Raw genomic sequence first — 18,589 nt, forward strand, 5'->3', positions numbered from 1 at the left:
CCTGGCGCGCTCCTTGTAGGGGCGCCCCAGGTGCCGGCGCTGGTTCACACCTGGCAGGGCTCATCGGGCCTTGCTCACCCGCCAGATCACGTTGCCGACATCATCGGCTACCAGCACTCCGCCGCGCCCGTCATTGATCACCCCCACCGGGCGCCCCATGGCCTCGCCACGGGCGTTGAGAAACCCGGTGAGCAGGTCTACCGGTTGCCCCGAGGGTGTTCCCGATGCGTCGAACGGCACGAAAATCACCTTGTAGCCGCTGTGCGGCTTGCGGTTCCACGAGCCGTGCTGACCAACGAATGCGCCTTGTTCGAAGGGCGCTGGTAGCCCACCTGGCTCGGCGAACGCCAGCCCCAGCGATGCCGTGTGTGGACCCACGGCATAGTCTGGTACCAGCGCCCGGGCCACTTTATCGGGATCAGGTGGTTGCACACGCTCGTCAATGTGCTGGCCGTAGTAGCTGTAGGGCCAGCCGTAGAAGCCACCTTTCTTCACCGAAGTGATGTAGTCCGGTACCAGGTCGCTGCCGATCTCGTCGCGCTCATTGACCGCCGTCCACAGCACGCCGCTGTGTGGTTCCCAGGCCAACCCGTTGGGGTTGCGCAGGCCGGTGGCGAACAGGCGGTGCTGGCCACTGGCAGGGTCTACTTCCCAGATCGCGGCACGGTCTTGCTCCTTGTCCAGGCCGTTTTCACCTACGTTGCTGTTGGAGCCCACCGTGACATAGAGCTTCTTGCCGTCGGGGCTGGCGATCACATTCTTGGTCCAGTGATGGTTCAGTGGGCCGCCGGGCAACTCCGTCACCACATGGCCCTCGCCGGTGATCTGCATTGCCCCTGGCTCATAATGGAAACGTAGCAACTTGTCGGTATCGGCCACGTAGAAGTCCTTGCCCACCAATGCCATGCCGAACGGTGAATTCAGGCCTTCGATGAAAGTACTGCGGATCTCTGCGATACCGTCATGATTGGCATCACGCAGCAGGGTAATGCGGTTGGCGCTGGGCACGCCTGCGCCTGCGCGTTTCATCACCTTCTGCATCACCCAGCCACGCAGGCCCTTGGCGTCTTCGGGCTTGGGAGGAGCGTTGGTTTCGGCTACCAGGACATCGCCGTCGGGCAGTAGATAAAGCCAGCGGGGGTGGTCCAAACCGCTGGCGAACGCTTTTACCTGAGTGCCTGGTGCTGCTTCAGGCTTGATATCGTTGGGCCATCCCACTGCTGGGGCGATGTTTACGGTGGGCAGGATCGTCTTGGTTGGAGCAGGCAGCTGAGGGGTAGGGCCACTGCCATCATGTACATCCAACAGGGCGGTTTCGCCGCAGGCGGTCAGGCTGGCGACGAACAGCCAAGGCATCAGGTGTTTCATGGACGGCAAATCCTCCGGAGAAGGCCTATGGAACTGAGAAATCGGCGAAGTGCCTCGGGTTCCGGCAACCATTCAACTAATGTTGCTGCTGATGCTGATGCTGATGCTGATGCTGATGCTGATGCTGATGCTGCCTTTGCCTTTGCCTTTGCCTTTGCCTTTGCCTTTGCCTTTGCCTTTGCTTTTAAGCGCGCGATAGTTCAGGCGCCGCCGAATGCGACTTCGTTCGGCCTCCTGAAGTCGCGAAGATCAAGATCAAGATCAAGATCAAGATCAAGATCAAGATCAAGATCAAGATCAAGATCAAGATCAAGATCAAGATCAAGATCAAGATCAAGATCAAGAGCAAGAGCAAGAGCAAGAGCAAGAGCAAGAGCAAGAGCAAGAGCAAGAGCAAGAGCAAGAGCAAGAGCAAGAGCAAGAGCAAGAGCATGTCTTTGAACTGAACGGCTGACAGGTACCTCGTGGCGCAGGGCGTACCCACAGAACTCGGTTACCGGACGCAGCTCCACTCCCTGCGTTGGGCCGAATGCTGCTCTCCGGCTGAGATCAGTACAGATCAAACCTGCTTGATCAGCAGCGCTACACCCGGAAAATACTGCCCCAGATCGTTATGCAGCTTGCGCAAGGCATACGGGAAGTACCAGGCAATCGCGCAAGCGGTGTGTTTCTGCAAGTCGTCGACCAAGTCCTGCAGTTCCTCCGGGCTGGCATGCTGGCCAGCCTTCCATGGGCTGACGAAGAGCGCCCCAGCCCTCAACTGACTGGGCCCGGCTACCTGCTGGGCAACAGCGGCGGTCTGCTGCAGGGGCCCCGCCATGTCCAGCCGGGCAATCTTTGGCCAGCGCTGGCTGACATTGAGGTACAACGCTTCGTCGGCACCGCGGATCAACAGGTCGCAGCGCCCTTCGAATTCCCCTTCATCACGCTGCTTCTTCCCCGCAAACTGCTGCAGCGCCGCCAGCTCGGCCTGCCAAGCCGCCGCGGCCAACAACCCGGCATTGGCCGCTGCGCCATGCCAGTGCGGCGCTTCGGCATCACCGGCAAACTGGTTGAAACGGTCAATGCAGTCAACCCAGCGCTCCAGCACAGGGCTTAGAAACTCAAGGCGCGGGTTTCTGATGATCTGGCCTCGCATGCGGCACTCTCCTGTTGTTGTTGTAATCGCATTTGGTTAAAAATGATGGCCATGTGATATCACTCCGCGCAGTACAGCACAACCCGATGAATTGGCCATTACCCGGGCAGTGCCTGTTCGCCTGCAAAGCAGCCCGCTTCGATTGACGCTCCTGATGCAACCCACTAACCTTCGCGCGTGTTTCAGGTGTCCTGCCAGCGCTGTCTGGGCAGGGTGAAACTGGGAAGCCGGTGAGCGCCAGCCAGGTGCGAGTCCGGCGCTGCCCCCGCAACGGTAGGTGAGACGCGGCCGCGCAGGGCCACTGGGTGCCAGCACCCGGGAAGGCGCGCAGGCCCGGGCCGAGGCCCGCTCACAAGCCCGGAGACCGGCCTGATACTGCCAACGGCATCACGGAGGGTGATGCGCGGTGCACCGTGGCTGAGGGCCATGGCCCCTGCGCGTTCTCCGTTTGCCCGCCTATTACCTGTCGCCGCGCGTTGCCGGGGCGCCAGCCAGCGGAGAACCCTGATGAGCGAGACTACCGAACGCGACGAACGCCACCTGGCGCGCATGCAGCGCAAGAAAGCGATCATCGACGAACGTATCGCCAATTCCCCCAACGAATGCGGCCTGCTGCTGGTGCTGACCGGCAACGGCAAGGGCAAGAGCAGCTCGGCCTTCGGTATGCTCGCGCGCGCCCTGGGCCATGGCATGCAGTGCGGTGTGGTGCAGTTCATCAAGGGCCGCAACAGCACCGGCGAAGAGCTGTTCTTCCGCCGCTTTCCGGAGCAGGTGCGTTACCACGTGATGGGCGAGGGCTTTACCTGGGAAACCCAGGACCGCCAACGCGACATTGCCGCCGCCGAAGCAGCCTGGGCCGTGTCGCGTCAGTTCCTGCAGGACCCGGGCGTACAGTTCGTGGTGCTGGATGAGCTGAACATCGCCCTCAAGCATGGCTACCTCGACCTTGACCAGGTGCTGGCCGACATCCAGGCGCGCCCGCCGATGCAGCATGTGATCGTCACTGGCCGCGCCGCCAAGCCGGAAATGATCGAACTGGCCGACACCGTGACCGAGATGGGCATGCTCAAGCACGCGTTCCAGGCCGGTATCCGCGCACAGAAGGGCGTCGAACTGTGAGCCAGCCGCGTCATTGCCCTGCCGTATTGATCGCGGCACCGGCCTCCGGCCAGGGCAAGACCACCGTCACCGCCGCCCTGGCCCGCCTGCACCGCAACCTCGGGCGCAAGGTGCGGGTGTTCAAGTGCGGGCCCGATTTCCTCGACCCGATGATCCTCGAACGGGCCAGCGGTGCGCCGGTCTACCAGCTGGATCTGTGGATGATCGGTGCCGAGGAAAGTCGCCGTTTGTTGTGGGAGGCAGCCGCCGAGGCCGACCTGATCCTCATCGAAGGGGTGATGGGGCTGTTCGACGGTACCCCGTCCAGCGCCGACCTGGCCCGTCACTTCGGTGTCCCGGTGCTGGCGGTGATCGACGGCACGGCCATGGCCCAGACCTTCGGTGCCCTGGCCCTGGGCCTGGCACGCTACCAGGCCGATCTGCCATTCGCGGGCGTGCTGGCCAACCGGGTGGGCAGCACGCGCCACGCCCAATTGCTCGAAGGTAGCCTGACCGAAGGCTTGCGCTGGTATGGCGGTTTGTCCCGCGAGCGCGGCATCGAACTGCCCAGCCGCCACCTGGGGCTGGTCCAGGCCAGTGAACTGAACGACCTGGATGCCCGTCTCGACGCCGCTGCCGAAGCACTCGGCGCAAGCTGCGACGCTGCCTTGCCACCGCCGGTGGCGTTTGCCGAGCCCACGCCGTGCGCCGGCACCGCCTCGCTGGCTGGCGTACGTATCGGCGTGGCGCGGGACGAAGCGTTTGCCTTCATCTATGGCGCCAATCTCGATCTGCTGCGCAACCTTGGCGCACAACTCGAGTTCTTCTCGCCGTTGCATGACCGCGAACTGCCGACGGTGGACAGCCTGTACCTGCCGGGTGGTTATCCGGAGCTGCACCACCACGCCCTCGCCGCCAATGTGCCGATGAGCGCGGCGATCCGGGCTCATCACGCCCAGGGCAAACCGTTGCTGGCCGAGTGCGGCGGCATGCTGTACCTGCTCGATGCCCTGACCGACGTGGCTGGCGAGCGTGCCGAGTTGCTCGGCCTGCTGCCCGGCGAAGCGACCATGCAGAAGCGCCTGGCGGCGCTCGCGCTGCAGGCGGTGGAACTTCCCGAAGGCACCTTGCGCGGGCACACCTATCACCATTCGCTGACCCGTACCGCGCTGGAGCCGATCGCCCGTGGCCTGAGCCCCAACGGTGGGCGCGGCAATGAGGCGGTTTACCGCCTGGGGCGGTTGACGGCTTCCTACGTGCATTTCTACTTCCCCTCCAACCCAGGCGCGGTGGCGGCGCTGTTGCAACCATGAATGAACACGCTTACAGCGACGCCGAGCGCGCCGCGATCTACCGCGCCATTGGCGAGCGCCGCGACATGCGCCATTTCGCCGGTGGCGAGGTAGCCCCGGAGCTGCTCGGGCGGTTGTTGGCGGCTGCGCACCAGGCACCCAGCGTAGGCCTGATGCAACCCTGGCGATTCATCCGCATCAGCCGGCGTGACCTGCGCGCGGATATCCAGGCGCTGGTGGAGGCCGAACGGGTGCGGACCGCCGAGGCCCTGGGCGAACGTTCCGATGCCTTCATGCAGCTGAAGGTGGAAGGCATCAACGACTGCGCCGAATTGCTGGTGGCGGCGCTGATGGACAACCGTGAACCGCATATCTTCGGCCGCCGCACCCTGCCGGAAATGGACCTGGCCTCGCTGGCCTGCGCCATCCAGAACCTGTGGCTGGCGGCTCGTGGCGAAGGGTTGGGCATGGGCTGGGTGTCGCTGTTCGACCCCCAGGCGTTGGCCGCGCTGTTGGGCATGCCGGCCGGGGCCAAGCCGGTCGCGGTGCTGTGCCTGGGCCCGGTGACCGAGTTCTACCCGGCACCGATGCTGGTGCTGGAAAACTGGGCAGAAGAACGGCCCTTGAGCGAAATGCTGTTCGAGAACCAATGGGGAGAGCGTCCATGAGCGTGGCCTTGCTGACCGTGGCCGGAGTGGCCCTGGATGCCTTGCTGGGCGAGCCGCAGCGGCGCCACCCGCTGGTGGCTTTTGGCAACATGGCCGGCAGCCTCGAGCGTCGCCTGAATGCCGGTGGGCGCGGCTGGCGCAGCCACGGGGTGAGCGCATGGTTCCTGGCGGTGGTCCCGTTGACCCTGGTGGCCCTGATCCTGTCCTGGTTGCCGTATATCGGCTGGCTGGTCGACGTGCTGGCACTGTACTGCGCCGTCGGCCTGCGCAGCCTGGGCGAGCACGTACTGCCGGTAGCCAATGCCTTGCGCCAGGGTGATCTGGAAGAAGCGCGGCGCCGCGTGGGTTTTCTGGTCAGCCGCGAAACCCGTGAGCTGGACGAGCCCGCCGTGGCCCGCGCGGCTACCGAGTCGGTGCTGGAAAACGGCAGCGATGCGGTGTTCGCCGCACTGTTCTGGTTCGTCGTGGCCGGCGCGCCGGGTGTGGTGCTGTATCGCCTGAGCAACACGCTCGACGCCATGTGGGGCTATCGCAACGAACGTTTCGAACGCTTCGGCTGGTGCGCGGCGCGTGTCGACGACGTGCTCAACTATATTCCCGCCAGGTTGGTGGCGCTGACCTATGCACTGCTGGGCAAGACCCGCCTGGCCCTGGCCTGCTGGCGCCAGCAGGGCCCGCTGTGGGACAGCCCCAACGCCGGGCCGGTGATGGCCGCCGGTGCGGGCGCGCTGGGCGTGGAACTGGGTGGGCCGGCGGTGTACCACGGTGAGCTGCACGAGCGACCGCGCCTGGGTGACGGGCCAGTGGCCGATGCCGAGGCCATCGAGCGTGGCTGGGGCCTGGTGCAGCGCGGGGTGTGGCTGTGGCTGCTGGTGATCTGCCTGGGGGCTTACATCAATGCTTGAACATGGTGGCCGCCTGCTCCGTGCGGTGCGGCAATATGGCATCGCCCGGGAACACTGGCTGGACCTCTCCAGCGGCATTGCGCCGTGGTCTTTCCCGATCCCGCCGATTCCGCTGCAGGCCTGGGCTCGCCTGCCAGAAACCGAGGATGGCCTGGAACAGGCGGCGCGCGCCTATTACGGCGCCGGCCAGTTGCTACCGGTCGCCGGCTCCCAGGCCGCGATCCAGGCCTTGCCGTTGCTACGCAGCGCTTGCCGGGTAGGGGTGCTTGCCCCGTGCTATGCCGAGCACCCGTACGCCTGGCAGCGGGCGGGCCACCAGTTGCTGGAGCTGGACGAAGCCAAGGTCGAGGCGGCGCTCGACAGCCTCGACGTGCTGGTGCTGGTCAACCCGAACAACCCAACCGGCCACCGCGTGCCAGCAGAACGCCTGCTGGCCTGGCACGCGCGCCTGGCGGCCCGCAATGGCTGGCTGCTGGTCGACGAAGCGTTCATCGACAACACCCCGGCCGACAGCGTGATTGGCCATGCCGAGCGCCCGGGCCTTATCGTGCTGCGCTCGTTCGGCAAGTTCTTCGGCCTGGCAGGCGTGCGCCTGGGCTTTGTCGCCGCCGAACGCAGCCTGCTGCTGCGCCTGGCCGAGTTGCTTGGCCCATGGACTGTCAATGGCCCGACCCGGGTGCTGGCCCAGGCCAGCCTGGCTGATCACGCCAGCCAGCGCCTGCAGGTTGAACGCTGTGCCGCCGCGAGCCAGCGCCTGGCAGCGATGCTGGAGCACGCCGGGCTGGCGCCCAGCGGCGCTTGCGACCTGTTCCAGTACGTGCGCTGCGAGCGCGCTGCGCAACTGCATGATTTTCTTGCCCGCCGTGGCATCCTGGTACGCCTGTTCGAGCAGCCACCGGCGATACGCCTGGGGCTACCTGCCTGTGAAGCAGATGAACTGCGCCTGGCCCAGGCCCTGGCGGCCTATCAGAAGGAAACGGCATGACCACTCTCATGGTGCAAGGCACCACCTCCGACGCGGGCAAGAGCACGCTGGTGACTGCGCTGTGCCGCTGGCTGTTGCGCCAGGGTGTCGGCGTGGTGCCGTTCAAGCCGCAGAACATGGCGCTGAACAGCGCGGTGACTGCGGACGGCGGTGAAATCGGCCGGGCCCAGGCAGTGCAGGCCCAGGCCTGCCGGCTGGAGCCGCACACCGACATGAACCCGGTACTGCTCAAACCCAACAGCGACAGCGGCGCCCAGGTCATCATCCATGGTCGTGCCGTCGCCAGCATGAACGCAGTGGCCTATCACGACTACAAGGCCATCGCCATGCAGGCGGTGCTGGCCTCGCACCAACGCCTGAGCGCTGGCTGGCCGGTGGTCATGGTCGAAGGCGCGGGTTCGCCAGCGGAGATCAACCTGCGTGCCGGCGACATTGCCAACATGGGCTTTGCCGAAGCGGTGGACTGCCCGGTGATCCTGGTCGCCGACATCAACCGCGGCGGCGTGTTCGCCCACCTGGTGGGTACGCTGGAGTTGCTGTCGCCCAGCGAACAGGCGCGGGTCAAGGGCTTCGTCATCAACCGCTTCCGCGGTGACATCGCCTTGCTGCAGCCGGGGCTGGACTGGCTGCAGCAGCGCACCGGCAAGCCGGTGCTGGGTGTGCTGCCGTATGTCAGCGACCTGCACCTGGAAGCCGAGGATGGCATCGATGCACGCCAGGCGGCCAAGGCCGGGCGCGTGCTCAAGGTAATCGTCCCGGTGCTGCCACGCATCAGCAACCACACCGACTTCGACCCGCTGCGCCTGCACCCGCAGGTGGATTTGCAGTTCATTGGCCCGGGCCAGCCGATCCCGGCTGCCGACCTGATCATCCTGCCGGGCTCGAAAAGCGTGCGCGGCGACCTGGCGCAACTGCGCGAACGCGGTTGGGACAAGGCCATCGAGCGGCACCTGCGCTATGGCGGCAAGCTGATCGGAATCTGCGGTGGCCTGCAGATGCTTGGCCGCGAAGTGCATGACCCGCTCGGACTCGAAGGCGCTGCCGGCTCGAGCCCCGGGCTTGGCCTGTTCGATTACGCCACGGTGCTCGAAGCCGACAAGCAACTGCGCAACGTTGCCGGTACGCTGAGCCTTGAAGCAGCCCCGGTTGCCGGTTATGAAATTCACGCTGGCGTCACCCGCGGGCCTGCCCTGGAGCAGCCTGCCGTGCAGCTTGCCGATGGCCGTTGCGATGGCGCGGTCAGTGCCGACGGCCAGGTGCTGGCCACTTACCTGCACGGCCTGTTCGAAGGCAGCCAGCCGTGCGCGGCGCTGCTGCGCTGGGCTGGCCTGGAGGACGTGCAGAGCATCGATTACCAGGCCCTGCGCGAACGCGACATCGAGCGCCTGGCCGACCTGGTGGAAAACCACCTCGACACCGCGCGCCTGCGCCAGCTGTGTGGAGTGGCCTGACATGCGTAACCTGATCCTCGGCGGTGCCCGCTCCGGCAAGAGCCGCCTGGCCGAACAACTGGCCAGCAGCAGCGGCCTGCCGGTGACCTACATCGCCACCAGCCAGCCACTGGATGGTGAAATGAATACCCGTGTGCAGTTGCACCGCCAGCGGCGCCCGGCAGACTGGGGCCTGATCGAAGAACCCCTGGCCCTGGCCGCCGTGCTGCGCGCCGAAGCGGCCGAAGGGCGCTGCCTGCTGGTGGATTGCCTGACCCTGTGGCTGACCAACCTGCTGATGCTCGAAGACGACCAGCGCCTGGCCGAGGAACGTGATGCGCTGCTGGCCTGCCTGGAGCAACTGCCGGGCACTGTCATCCTGGTCAGTAACGAAACCGGCCTGGGCGTCGTGCCCATGGGCGAGCTGACCCGGCGCTATGTCGACCTGGCCGGCTGGTTGCACCAGGCCGTGGCCGAACGCTGCCAGCGCGTGCTACTGACCGTGGCTGGCCTGCCCCTGATGCTCAAAGGACCTGCACTATGACCCAAGCCTGGTGGCGTGACGCCTGCCAACCCCTCGACACCGCCGCCATGGACCAGGCTCGCGCCCGTCAGCAGCAGCTGACCAAGCCTGCCGGTTCACTCGGCCAGCTGGAAGGCCTGGCCATTCAGCTGGCGGGCCTGCAAGGGCGTGAACGGCCAAGCCTGGAGCAACTTGCCATCAGCCTTTTTGCCGGTGATCACGGTGTGGTCGAAGAGGGTATCTCGGCCTATCCGCAAGCGGTGACCGGGCAGATGCTGCACAACTTCGTCGGCGGCGGCGCGGCAATCAGCGTGCTGGCGCGCCAGCTGCAGGCCAGCCTGGAAGTGATCGACCTGGGTACCATCGACCCGCATCTGCAGCTGCCTGGCGTGCGCCATCTGCGCCTGGGTGCCGGCACGGCCAACTTCGCCCGCCAGCCAGCGATGACCGATGGCCAGTTGCAGGCGGCTCTGCAGGCCGGCCGTGACAGCGCGCTGCGCGCTGCCGAACAGGGTGCGCAGCTGTTCATCGGCGGCGAGATGGGTATTGGCAACACCACCGCCGCTGCAGCCCTGGCCAGCGTGCTGCTGGGCTGCCCGGCCATCGAGCTGAGCGGCCCGGGCACCGGCCTGGATGACGCCGGTGTGCGGCACAAGGCCGAGGTCATCGAACAGGCGCTGCGCCTGCACGGCCTGCACGCTGAAGCGCCATTGCAGGCACTGGGCTGCGTGGGGGGCTTCGAAATCGCGGCTTTGGCGGGTGCCTACCTGGGCTGTGCACAGACCGGTATCGCGGTGCTGGTGGATGGCTTCATCTGCAGCGTTGCCGCGCTGCTGGCGGTGCGCCTGAACCCGCAGTGCCGGGCCTGGCTGCTGTTCGCTCACCAGGGCGCGGAGCCTGGGCACAAGACGGTGCTGGCTGCATTGCAGGCCGAACCGTTGCTGGCTTTGGGCCTGCGCCTGGGCGAGGGCAGTGGGGCAGCCCTGGCGGTGCCGTTGTTGCGCCTGGCCTGTGCCCTGCACGGGCAGATGGCGACCTTTGCCGAAGCCGCAGTGGCGGACCGCCCGGCATGATCCTCGACCTGCTGCGCCATGGTGAAACAACGCACGGCGGCCTGCGTGGCAGCCTCGATGATGCCCTGACCGACAAGGGCTGGGCGCAGATGCGCAGTGCCGTGGCCGAAGCCGGCCCGTGGCAGGTGCTGGTCAGTTCACCACTGCAGCGTTGTGCGCGTTTTGCCGATGAGCTGGGGGCCCGCTTGAACTTGCCGGTGCAGCTTGAACCGGCCTTGCAGGAGCTGCATTTCGGTGACTGGGAAGGCCGCAGCGCGGCGCAGATCATGGAACACCAGGCGGAGGCATTGGGGCGCTTCTGGGCAGACCCGTACGGGTTTACCCCGCCCAATGGCGAGCCGGTCGCGGCGTTTGCCGAGCGTGTATTGGCGGCTGTCGAGCGGCTGCGCCACCAGCATGCCGGCAAGCGTGTGCTGCTGATCACCCATGGCGGCGTGATGCGGCTGTTGCTGGCCCGTGCCCGTGGCTTGCCAAGGGCCCAGCTGCTGCAGGTAGAGGTCGGCCACGCTGCATTGATGCGGCTGCTGCCGGGGGATGACGGCCACTGGATCGAAGGGCGCTGAGATGTTGCCGTTCTGGATTGCCTTGCAGTTTCTCAGCAGCTTGCCGGTGCGCCTGCCGGGCATGCCGGCACCGCGTGAAGTGGGGCGTTCGCTGTTGTGCTACCCGCTGGTAGGGTTGCTGTTCGGCCTGTTGCTGTGGCTGGCCAGCCACCTGCTGCAGGCGACCCCGGCACCGCTGCAGGCAGCTTTGCTGCTGACATTGTGGGTGCTGCTCAGCGGTGCCTTGCACCTGGATGGGCTGGCTGACAGCGCCGATGCCTGGCTGGGTGGTTTCGGCGATCGCGAACGCACCCTGCAGATCATGAAAGACCCGCGCAGCGGGCCGATTGCCGTGGTCACCCTGGTCCTGGTGCTGTTGCTGAAGTTCTGTGCCTTGTGGGTGCTGGTCGAACAGGGTAGCGGGGCGCAGTTGCTGCTGGCACCGCTGATCGGGCGGGCGGCGATGCTCGGGTTGTTCCTGAGCACGCCCTACGTGCGCCCGGGCGGTCTGGGGCAGGCGCTGGCCGAGCATCTGCCCCGGGCTGCGGCGGGTTGGGTGCTGCTGGCTTGTGTGCTGTTCTGCCTGGCCCTGGGTGGGTGGGTCGTGGTGCTGGCGCTGGCCGTGTTCGGCTGGTTGCGGCAACTGATGTGTCGGCGCCTCGGTGGAACCACCGGCGACACGGCGGGGGCGCTGCTGGAGCTGCTCGAACTGGCCGTAGTGCTGGGATTGGCGTTGGGCCTGTAGCTAGCGTGTAAGACCTGTCCGTAGGCCGTTTCTACGGCGAATGTGGCGGTAACTTCCAGAAAAGTCTTGGCATGCGCCGCTATCGTTCGCTGGCGTATGCTCGACCCTTCGCAAACGTGCGAGGAGTGGTCGCATGCGTCACGTCATTCTTGGGATTGTCTTGTTGCTCGTCGGGCCTGTTGCCCCCGCAGCGGATCTCATTGCGTTCTGGGACACCCCGCGCCACGGTGGCAACAGCTTCAACCGGCTGCCCCCTGACCAAGCTTATTTCGATGCCTTGCGCGGCTATGGCGCGACCTGGGTGCGGCTGTCCTACGACAAGTGGCAACCGGCCAGACGTGACTTCCTGCTTGGCGATGCCGATGCCTATCAAGGCCTGCCGGCGGCTGACCTGGCCACGCTGCGCGCCACACTCGACCGTGCCCACCAGGCCGGGCTCAAGGTGGTCATCACACCGCTCTCGCTACCCGGCATGCGCTGGTCGCAAAACAACCAGGGCCGGTTCGACGATCGCCTGTGGCAGGACAAGCGCTACTGGTTGCAGGCTGCCGCCTTCTGGCGGGACCTGGCCCGCGAGCTGAAGGGCCATCCCGCCATCGCGGCGTACAACCTGATCAATGAACCCGCGCCGGAGAAGCACGGTGGCCTGGCCGAGCATGCCGATGCTGGGCAAATGCAGCAGTGGTACGCGCGGGCGCAGGGTACCGCACGTGATTTGCCGGCGCTGTATCAACAACTGATAGCGGCCATTCGTGAGGAGGACGCCGAGACACCAGTCATGCTCGATGCCGGTTGGTTTGCTGCCGCCGACGCCTTTGCCTACTGGCCAGCCCCCTTGGGCGACCAGCGGGTGCTGTACAGCGTGCACATGTACGAGCCCTACGCAGTCACCAGTGCGCCGAACATGACGCGCAAGCACCGCCTGGCTTACCCCGGCCCGGCTCCGTTCGCAGGGCAAACCCAGCAGTGGGATGGCCAGCGGGTGGCACGCTACCTGCGTCAACCGCTCGATTGGGCCGAAACCATGAAGGTGCCACGCGAGCGCCTGGTGGTGGCTGAGTTTGGCTGCATGCGCAGGCTGCCGGGGTGCCGGCAATACCTTGAAGACGTGCTCGGCATGCTGGAGCACAGCCGCTTGCACTGGGCGTTCTACAGTTTTCGCGAAGACAACTGGGATGGCATGGACTACGAACTGGGCTCGGCCAAGGTGCCATGGCGCTACTGGCAGGCAATCGAGCAGGGGGCTCCGGACCCGTTGCCGCGCAAGGCCAGCGCGGAATTCGAGCCGATCCGCAAACGCTTGAACCCGGAGTGAGGGGCATCGGTAATCTACGAAATATCTTGCAACGCTCATTATGCGGGTATATACACCTATCCATGCTGACCAGTGAATGCATCTGTACCCATCTGCGTCGTGCCGCCCGTGGGGTGAGCCGGCATTACGACGAGGCCCTTGCCGGCTTCGGGGTCAATGTCGCGCAGTTTTCCCTGCTACGCCATCTGCAGCGGCTCGACCGGCCCAGCATTACCACCCTGGCCGAAGCCATGGGCCTGGAACGCAGTACCCTGGGCCGTAACTTGCGGGTGCTGGAGGCTGAAGGGTTGGTAGCCTTGGCCGATGGTGATGACCAGCGCAACCGCGTCGTGTTGTTGACCGACGCCGCTACGCAGTTGCTGCGCGCCGCCTATCCGGCCTGGGAGCGAGCCCAGGCCGAACTGGTGGAACGCCTGGGAGCAGGGCAGCGGGATGAACTGGTGCGCCTGCTGGGCCTACTGGCTTGAATTGATACGACCATAAGCGGGTATATACCCGTACAACCCTTGCGATGTGCTGGAGATAACGACAATGACTTCGGTGTGGCGAACCAGCGGGTGGGTACTGTTGGGGGCAGCGTTGATCCTGGCACTGTCCTTGGGTGTGCGGCATGGCTTCGGCCTGTTCTTGGCGCCGATGAGCGCCGACTTCGGTTGGGGGCGTGAGGTGTTCGCCTTTGCCATCGCCTTGCAGAACCTCATCTGGGGCTTGGCACAACCCTTTGCCGGTGCGCTGGCCGACCGCCTTGGTGCGGCGCGGGTGGTGATCATCGGCGGTATTCTCTACGCCACCGGCTTGGTCCTCATGGGCATGGCCGACTCGGCCTGGTCGCTGTCGCTGAGTGCCGGCTTGCTGATCGGCATCGGCCTCTCCGGCACCTCGTTCTCGGTCATTCTTGGTGTCGTCGGGCGTGCCGTGCCGGCAGACAAACGCAGCATGGCCATGGGGATTGCCAGCGCCGCCGGCTCTTTCGGCCAGTTCGCCATGCTGCCGGGGACCCTTGGCCTGATCCAGTGGCTGGGCTGGTCCGCTGCACTGCTGGTGCTGGGCCTGCTGGTTGCACTGATCGTGCCTTTCGTCGGCTTGCTGCGCGACCGCCCGTTGCCCAGCCATGGCACGGAACAGACCCTGGGCCAGGCCTTGCACGAAGCGTGTTCGCATTCCGGCTTCTGGTTGCTGGCCCTGGGCTTCTTCGTCTGCGGTTTCCAGGTGGTGTTCATTGGCGTGCACCTGCCGGCCTACCTGGTTGACCAGCATCTGCCCGCGACCACCGGGACCACGGTGCTGGCGCTGGTCGGCCTGTTCAACATCGTCGGTACGTTCACCGCGGGCTGGCTGGGCGGGCGCATGTCCAAGCCGCGCTTGCTGACCGGGTTGTACCTGCTGCGTGCGGTGGTCATCGTGCTGTTCCTCTGGGCACCGGTGAGTGCGTTCAGCGCCTACCTGTTCGGCATTGCCATGGGCCTGTTGTGGCTGTCCACGGTGCCGCTTACCAACGGTACCGTGGCCACGCTGTTCGGCGTGCGCAACCTGTCCATGCTTGGCGGTATCGTCTTCCTGTTCCACCAGCTGGGTGCGTTTCTGGGGGGCTGGTTGGGTGGGGTGGTGTATGACCGTACCGGTAGCTACGACCTGGTCTGGCAGATTTCCATTCTGCTCAGCCTGCTGGCCGCCGCCCTGAGCTGGCCTGTGCGTGAGCGCCCGGTCGCCCGCCTGCAGGCCCAGGCCGCATGAACCGCTACCTGGCCCGCGGGCTGCTGGCCGTTGCCGCGTTGTTGCTGCTGGTGTTGGTCTGGTGGGGCTGGCACCAGGGCGGGATGGCGTTGATGCAACTGGGCATGAGTGTTTGTTAGGCGCTACCCTGCAAGCTCAAGGATTGTTTTGCAGGAGAAACGAACCATGCGTGCACATTGGTTGACGGTGTTGGTGCTGGCCCTGCTTGGCAGCGCTTCTAGCTGGGCTGCCGATTGCCCGGCCTTGTTGCAAGGCAGCCTGCCGGAGTTGCGCGGCAAGGGGCAGGTCGACCTGTGCCGGCGCTTTGCCGGCAAGCCGCTGGTGGTGGTCAATACGGCCAGCTATTGTGGCTTTGCACCGCAGTTCGAGGGGCTGGAGGCGACCTACAAGGCGTATCACCAACAGGGCCTGGAAATGCTTGGCGTGCCCTCCAACGACTTCAAGCAGGAAGATGCCGATAGCGAGAAGACGGCCAAGGTCTGCTATGCCAACTATGGTGTCACCTTCACCATGACCAAGGCGCAGCCTGTGCGGGGCAAGGATGCGATTCCGCTGTTCGCCGAACTGGCCAGCCAGAGCAGTGCGCCGAAGTGGAATTTCTACAAGTACGTTATCGATCGCAAGGGCAAGGTGATCGGCAACTTTTCCAGCCTGACCAAACCGGATGACCCAGAATTCCGCGCCGCCATTGAAAAGGCCATTGCTTCGCAGCAGTGATGTAACCACTCTTGCTCTTGCTTCTAAGCGCGCGGTAGTCCAAGCGCCGCCGAATGCGACTTCAGGAGGCCGAGCGAAGGCCTTGCTCCCGGGAGGACGCGCTGCAGGCCCCATCCATGGGGCCTCAGCGCTTGACGGGCATCCATGCCCGTCACCTCCCTCCGCAAGGCCTGCGTTCGGCCTCCTGAAGTCGCGAAGATCAAGATCAAGATCAAGATCAAAAGCAGAGCAAGAGCAAGAGCAAGAGCAAGAGCAAGAGCAAGAGCAAGAGCAAGAGCAAGAGCAAGAGCAAAAGCAAAAGCAAAAGCAAAAGCAAAAGCAAAAGCAAAAGCGGGTTATGTGCCCGGGTGGCGTGTTACTTCGCCTGTACCGTCATCGCCACCAACCGCACGACCAACGGCCTGACCATCAACACGCAAACGAACGCCACCGGCATCGCCAATCGATAGGCTTTCAACACATTGCTCAGGTACTCCGGGTTGACCCCCGAATTCGCCGCAGTAATCACGAAGCACATCAACAGCGCCATGATCGACGACATGTAGAAGGCAAAACATAGGGCGTGGCTCCCGGATGTAGTTTGCGTCGGCCGCGCGCCTGCGACAGGTTGCTCATGCGAACTCCTCAAGGTTGGGTGGGAGGCGCAGGTTAGCAACGTACCTGGCAGCCGCTGTAGACCAGCCGTATTGAGTTCTTTATAAAGAGATTCTTACGAATCCAAGGGCCAAGCATGGACCTGCTCAATGCCATCCGCAGCTTCATCAAGGTGGTCGAAGCTGGCAGCATCGCCGCCGGCGCCCGCAACCTGGGCCTGAGCCCGGCTGCAGTCAGCCAGAACCTGGCACGCCTGGAAGGCCACCTTCAGGTACGCCTGCTCAGTCGCACCACCCGCAGCATGGCCCTGACCCCCGCCGGCGCCCAGTACTACGAACGTGTCAGGCTCATCGAACGCGACCTGGCCCTGGCCGAACAAGCCATTACTACCCCCGACAGCGAGCCCCAGGGGCGTTTGTGCATTGCCTCGACCTCCGCCTTCGGCCGCCACGTGCTGGCACCGCTGATACCCGCGTTCAGTGCCCGCTACCCCTTGCTGTCGATAGAACTGCTAACGACTGATCGCCGGGTCAATCATGCGCGGGAAGACGTGGATGTAAGCCTGCGCATTGCTCCACAGCTGGAAGACCAACTGCTGGCCCGCCACATTGCCCGTATACCGTTCATTTGCTGTGCCTCACCCGGTTACCTGCGCAGCGCCGGCGTGCCAGCCACGCCCGAAGCCTTGCGTGATCACCGTTGCCTGGTGTTCCGCTACCCCGTGGATGGGCGCTTCCTGCGCTGGGGATTCATGCGTGACGGGCTGCGTTTCGAGGCCGAGTTCGGTAGCGTATTGATCAGCGATGACATCGATGCCCTGACCCAGATGGCACTGCACGATGGCGGCATCACCCGCTTGGCCGAATTCATCGTGCAGCCGCACCTGGCCTCCGGCGCGCTGGTACCGTTGTTCGAATACAGCGACAAGGGCCAGGCCTATGCCCAGACTGAACCAATGGATATCTACCTGTGCCTGGCCGACCGTTTTGCCATGACCGCGAAAGTGCGTGTATTCATGGACTACCTGCGCGAATGCCTGGGTGACAGCTGGCAATTGCAGGCATGAAAAAACCGCCACGCGGGCGGTTTTTCATGTAGCGCGTACGAATCAGAAACGGTAGGTGAGGGAAGCACCGATACCGTGAGCGCTGTTCTCGTACTTGGCCTGGTAGGTGCCTTTCAGCGCCTGTTGGGCCGGCGAGCCCGACACGTTGTTGACCTTGGTATCCTCTTCCCACAGGTACGAGTAGGCCACATCGATGGTCATGTCATCGTTCGGGCTCCAGCCGGCACCAAAGCTGACCGCTTTACGATCGCCAGTCGGAATGCGTGGTGAGCGATCGTGGTTGTTGGTGGGCGACTGGTCGACCGAGAAGCCTGCACGCAGGGTCCACTCCTTGTTGACCTTGTAGGCTGCGCCAATGGCGTGGGCCCAGGTGTCATGCCAGTTCTGCTCTTCGGTGATGGTCTGCAGCGGGTAACCCGCCGGTGCTTCGTTCTTGACGACGATGCTTTCCAGGCGGCTCCAGCGCGTCCAAGTGCTACCTGCATACAGTGTCCAGTTGTCATCCAGTTCATGGGTGACCGAGAAGTCCACCGATTCTGGCGTCTTGATCTTCAGGCTGGCGTCGAACTTGCCGCTGAGGCCAGCAAGACCAACCGGGTAGGACACACGGGTATCGCCTTCAAGCTTGTAGTCAACCATCGAGTGATAGGTTAGGCCCAGGCGGGTACGGTCTGTAGCCTGCACCAGAACACCAATGTTGTAACCGACAGCGGTGTCGTCGCCTTTGATCTTGATTTCGCCATCAGGGCCACCGCCCAAAAATGCAGGGAACCTCTGGCTGTTCAAGTTCGAGCCCAGCTCACCCTTGATACGGTTGATGGTCGGGCCAAAGCCGATCGACACTTTGTCGTTGAAGGCATAGCTGATGGTTGGCTGGAAGGTGACGACCTCGACCTTGCTCTTCTTGCCCCAGTAGCGTGCCGCGTCATCGCTACCGTAGTCGGTGATCAGGCCAAACGGCACGTAGACGCCGAAGCCCACGCTCCAGTGATCATCGATCGGCTTGACGTAGTAACCCATGGGTACGCCCACGACCGGGACCATGTCGCCATCGGTTTCCCCCCCGAAATTGCTACCACGGCCCGAGATATCAGTCTTGGCAATGACGGCTGCGCCACCCACGGTGACCTGTTCACGCTTCAGGCGTGACATGCCGGCAGGGTTGCCATACACCGTGCTGGCATCTTCGGCAGAAGACGAACGCCCCGCAAAACCGGTTCCCATGCCGCTGATGCTTTGTTCGTTCAGCGCGAACCCGGCGGCGAGCAGTTGGCTGGATGCAAGAGCAACGGCAATGCCGAGGGAGGTTTTGAGCATTACTTTTTTCATTATTAGAAACTCCTTGGGATCTCCGGGGCGAAACGCTACCAACAAATCACGCTCCGCGCTATAGCCC

General features: G+C 64.4%; 20 protein-coding genes, 1 pseudogene and 1 riboswitch. Of the genes and pseudogenes, 16 read left to right on the forward strand and 5 right to left on the reverse strand.

Translation table 11 applies throughout. The annotated features are described in order from the left end of the window. Nucleotides 1–60: 60 nt before the first annotated feature. The 3 genes from ACJA3S_RS06245 to ACJA3S_RS06255 all read right to left on the reverse strand — a co-directional run bounded on the left by ACJA3S_RS06245 (nt 61) and on the right by ACJA3S_RS06255 (nt 2,506). Nucleotides 61–1,368, reverse strand: a complete 1,308-nt coding sequence (locus ACJA3S_RS06245; RefSeq protein ID WP_406821181.1) for a PQQ-dependent sugar dehydrogenase — start codon at nt 1,366–1,368, stop codon at nt 61–63. Nucleotides 1,369–1,568: 200 nt separating this feature from the next. After that, nucleotides 1,569–1,880: a hypothetical protein gene (locus ACJA3S_RS06250; protein WP_406821182.1), complete on the reverse strand. Its 312-nt coding sequence runs from the start codon at nt 1,878–1,880 to the stop codon at nt 1,569–1,571. Between the two features lie 47 nt (nt 1,881–1,927). Beyond that, on the reverse strand, nt 1,928–2,506 hold the full coding sequence (locus ACJA3S_RS06255) for a hypothetical protein (RefSeq protein ID WP_406821183.1): 579 nt from the start codon (nt 2,504–2,506) through the stop codon (nt 1,928–1,930). 167 nt (nt 2,507–2,673) lie between these two features. Beyond that, nucleotides 2,674–2,894, forward strand: a riboswitch (cobalamin riboswitch). 119 nt (nt 2,895–3,013) lie between these two features. Here ACJA3S_RS06255 and cobO point away from each other — a divergent pair. The 15 genes from cobO (at nt 3,014) to ACJA3S_RS06330 (ending at nt 15,533) form a co-directional block, all read left to right on the forward strand. After that, on the forward strand, nt 3,014–3,625 hold the full coding sequence (cobO, locus tag ACJA3S_RS06260; RefSeq protein ID WP_406821184.1) for a cob(I)yrinic acid a,c-diamide adenosyltransferase: 612 nt from the start codon (nt 3,014–3,016) through the stop codon (nt 3,623–3,625). Further along, complete coding sequence (locus ACJA3S_RS06265) at nt 3,622–4,917, forward strand: cobyrinate a,c-diamide synthase (RefSeq protein WP_406821185.1); 1,296 nt, start codon at nt 3,622–3,624, stop codon at nt 4,915–4,917. The genes cobO and ACJA3S_RS06265 overlap by 4 nt, the downstream gene beginning before the upstream one ends. Continuing rightward, complete coding sequence (gene bluB, locus ACJA3S_RS06270; RefSeq protein WP_170028727.1) at nt 4,914–5,564, forward strand: 5,6-dimethylbenzimidazole synthase; 651 nt, start codon at nt 4,914–4,916, stop codon at nt 5,562–5,564. The genes ACJA3S_RS06265 and bluB overlap by 4 nt, the downstream gene beginning before the upstream one ends. Beyond that, nucleotides 5,561–6,469 carry an adenosylcobinamide-phosphate synthase CbiB gene (gene cbiB, locus ACJA3S_RS06275; RefSeq protein ID WP_406821186.1) on the forward strand — a complete coding sequence of 303 codons (909 nt, stop codon included), beginning with the start codon at nt 5,561–5,563 and terminating at the stop codon, nt 6,467–6,469. The genes bluB and cbiB overlap by 4 nt, the downstream gene beginning before the upstream one ends. Then, on the forward strand, nt 6,462–7,454 hold the full coding sequence (gene cobD / locus ACJA3S_RS06280) for a threonine-phosphate decarboxylase CobD (protein WP_406821187.1): 993 nt from the start codon (nt 6,462–6,464) through the stop codon (nt 7,452–7,454). Before cbiB ends, cobD begins: the two co-directional genes overlap by 8 nt. Continuing rightward, nucleotides 7,451–8,905 carry a cobyric acid synthase gene (locus ACJA3S_RS06285; RefSeq protein ID WP_406821188.1) on the forward strand — a complete coding sequence of 485 codons (1,455 nt, stop codon included), beginning with the start codon at nt 7,451–7,453 and terminating at the stop codon, nt 8,903–8,905. The genes cobD and ACJA3S_RS06285 overlap by 4 nt, the downstream gene beginning before the upstream one ends. Before the next feature lies 1 nt (nt 8,906). Then, nucleotides 8,907–9,428, forward strand: coding sequence for a bifunctional adenosylcobinamide kinase/adenosylcobinamide-phosphate guanylyltransferase (gene cobU, locus ACJA3S_RS06290; protein ID WP_406821189.1), 522 nt, complete (start codon nt 8,907–8,909; stop codon nt 9,426–9,428). Further along, nucleotides 9,425–10,480 carry a nicotinate-nucleotide--dimethylbenzimidazole phosphoribosyltransferase gene (gene cobT, locus ACJA3S_RS06295; protein WP_406821190.1) on the forward strand — a complete coding sequence of 352 codons (1,056 nt, stop codon included), beginning with the start codon at nt 9,425–9,427 and terminating at the stop codon, nt 10,478–10,480. The genes cobU and cobT overlap by 4 nt, the downstream gene beginning before the upstream one ends. Then, nucleotides 10,477–11,043 carry an alpha-ribazole phosphatase family protein gene (cobC, locus tag ACJA3S_RS06300; RefSeq protein WP_406821191.1) on the forward strand — a complete coding sequence of 189 codons (567 nt, stop codon included), beginning with the start codon at nt 10,477–10,479 and terminating at the stop codon, nt 11,041–11,043. Before cobT ends, cobC begins: the two co-directional genes overlap by 4 nt. 1 nt (nt 11,044) lies before the next feature. Next, nucleotides 11,045–11,767: an adenosylcobinamide-GDP ribazoletransferase gene (locus tag ACJA3S_RS06305; RefSeq protein ID WP_406821192.1), complete on the forward strand. Its 723-nt coding sequence runs from the start codon at nt 11,045–11,047 to the stop codon at nt 11,765–11,767. 199 nt (nt 11,768–11,966) lie between these two features. Further along, nucleotides 11,967–13,082 carry a glycoside hydrolase family 5 protein gene (locus ACJA3S_RS06310; protein ID WP_406822213.1) on the forward strand — a complete coding sequence of 372 codons (1,116 nt, stop codon included), beginning with the start codon at nt 11,967–11,969 and terminating at the stop codon, nt 13,080–13,082. A 62-nt stretch (nt 13,083–13,144) separates the two neighbouring features. Then, entirely contained in the window at nt 13,145–13,549 is a 405-nt protein-coding gene (locus ACJA3S_RS06315; RefSeq protein WP_406821193.1) for a MarR family winged helix-turn-helix transcriptional regulator, read from the forward strand. A gap of 64 nt (nt 13,550–13,613) precedes the next feature. After that, the gene (locus tag ACJA3S_RS06320) at nt 13,614–14,816 is read left to right on the forward strand and encodes an MFS transporter (RefSeq protein WP_406821194.1); all 1,203 of its coding nucleotides are present in this window, start codon (nt 13,614–13,616) and stop codon (nt 14,814–14,816) included. Continuing rightward, nucleotides 14,813–14,935, forward strand: coding sequence for a hypothetical protein (locus ACJA3S_RS06325; RefSeq protein ID WP_406821195.1), 123 nt, complete (start codon nt 14,813–14,815; stop codon nt 14,933–14,935). Before ACJA3S_RS06320 ends, ACJA3S_RS06325 begins: the two co-directional genes overlap by 4 nt. A gap of 46 nt (nt 14,936–14,981) precedes the next feature. Continuing rightward, complete coding sequence (locus ACJA3S_RS06330; protein ID WP_406821196.1) at nt 14,982–15,533, forward strand: glutathione peroxidase; 552 nt, start codon at nt 14,982–14,984, stop codon at nt 15,531–15,533. A 355-nt stretch (nt 15,534–15,888) separates the two neighbouring features. On the opposite strand, the pseudogene ACJA3S_RS06335 reads toward ACJA3S_RS06330, so the two are convergent. Beyond that, nucleotides 15,889–16,148 (reverse strand): annotated as a pseudogene (locus ACJA3S_RS06335) (DUF2798 domain-containing protein). Nucleotides 16,149–16,263: 115 nt separating this feature from the next. On the opposite strand from ACJA3S_RS06335, the gene ACJA3S_RS06340 reads away from it, so the two are divergent. Then, nucleotides 16,264–17,193: a LysR family transcriptional regulator gene (locus ACJA3S_RS06340; protein WP_406821197.1), complete on the forward strand. Its 930-nt coding sequence runs from the start codon at nt 16,264–16,266 to the stop codon at nt 17,191–17,193. 42 nt (nt 17,194–17,235) lie between these two features. Here the strand turns inward: ACJA3S_RS06340 and ACJA3S_RS06345 are convergent, their stop codons facing one another. After that, entirely contained in the window at nt 17,236–18,522 is a 1,287-nt protein-coding gene (locus tag ACJA3S_RS06345) for an OmpP1/FadL family transporter (RefSeq protein ID WP_406821198.1), read from the reverse strand. Between the last annotated feature and the right edge of the window lie 67 nt (nt 18,523–18,589).

Source organism: Pseudomonas sp. KnCO4 (genome assembly GCF_045344305.1).
Lineage (GTDB): Bacteria > Pseudomonadota > Gammaproteobacteria > Pseudomonadales > Pseudomonadaceae > Aquipseudomonas > Aquipseudomonas anuradhapurensis.

Coding starts and splice junctions, on each gene's coding strand:
- bluB (WP_170028727.1), top strand. CDS start 4,914: ATGAATGAACACGCTTACAGCGACGCCGAGCGCGCCGCGATCTACCGC.
- cobO (WP_406821184.1), top strand. CDS start 3,014: ATGAGCGAGACTACCGAACGCGACGAACGCCACCTGGCGCGCATGCAG.
- cobC (WP_406821191.1), top strand. CDS start 10,477: ATGATCCTCGACCTGCTGCGCCATGGTGAAACAACGCACGGCGGCCTG.
- cobU (WP_406821189.1), top strand. CDS start 8,907: ATGCGTAACCTGATCCTCGGCGGTGCCCGCTCCGGCAAGAGCCGCCTG.
- ACJA3S_RS06285 (WP_406821188.1), top strand. CDS start 7,451: ATGACCACTCTCATGGTGCAAGGCACCACCTCCGACGCGGGCAAGAGC.
- ACJA3S_RS06340 (WP_406821197.1), top strand. CDS start 16,264: ATGGACCTGCTCAATGCCATCCGCAGCTTCATCAAGGTGGTCGAAGCT.
- ACJA3S_RS06345 (WP_406821198.1), bottom strand. CDS start 18,522: ATGAAAAAAGTAATGCTCAAAACCTCCCTCGGCATTGCCGTTGCTCTT.
- ACJA3S_RS06315 (WP_406821193.1), top strand. CDS start 13,145: ATGCTGACCAGTGAATGCATCTGTACCCATCTGCGTCGTGCCGCCCGT.
- ACJA3S_RS06245 (WP_406821181.1), bottom strand. CDS start 1,368: ATGAAACACCTGATGCCTTGGCTGTTCGTCGCCAGCCTGACCGCCTGC.
- ACJA3S_RS06305 (WP_406821192.1), top strand. CDS start 11,045: ATGTTGCCGTTCTGGATTGCCTTGCAGTTTCTCAGCAGCTTGCCGGTG.
- ACJA3S_RS06255 (WP_406821183.1), bottom strand. CDS start 2,506: ATGCGAGGCCAGATCATCAGAAACCCGCGCCTTGAGTTTCTAAGCCCT.
- ACJA3S_RS06330 (WP_406821196.1), top strand. CDS start 14,982: ATGCGTGCACATTGGTTGACGGTGTTGGTGCTGGCCCTGCTTGGCAGC.
- cbiB (WP_406821186.1), top strand. CDS start 5,561: ATGAGCGTGGCCTTGCTGACCGTGGCCGGAGTGGCCCTGGATGCCTTG.
- ACJA3S_RS06325 (WP_406821195.1), top strand. CDS start 14,813: ATGAACCGCTACCTGGCCCGCGGGCTGCTGGCCGTTGCCGCGTTGTTG.
- ACJA3S_RS06320 (WP_406821194.1), top strand. CDS start 13,614: ATGACTTCGGTGTGGCGAACCAGCGGGTGGGTACTGTTGGGGGCAGCG.
- cobT (WP_406821190.1), top strand. CDS start 9,425: ATGACCCAAGCCTGGTGGCGTGACGCCTGCCAACCCCTCGACACCGCC.
- cobD (WP_406821187.1), top strand. CDS start 6,462: ATGCTTGAACATGGTGGCCGCCTGCTCCGTGCGGTGCGGCAATATGGC.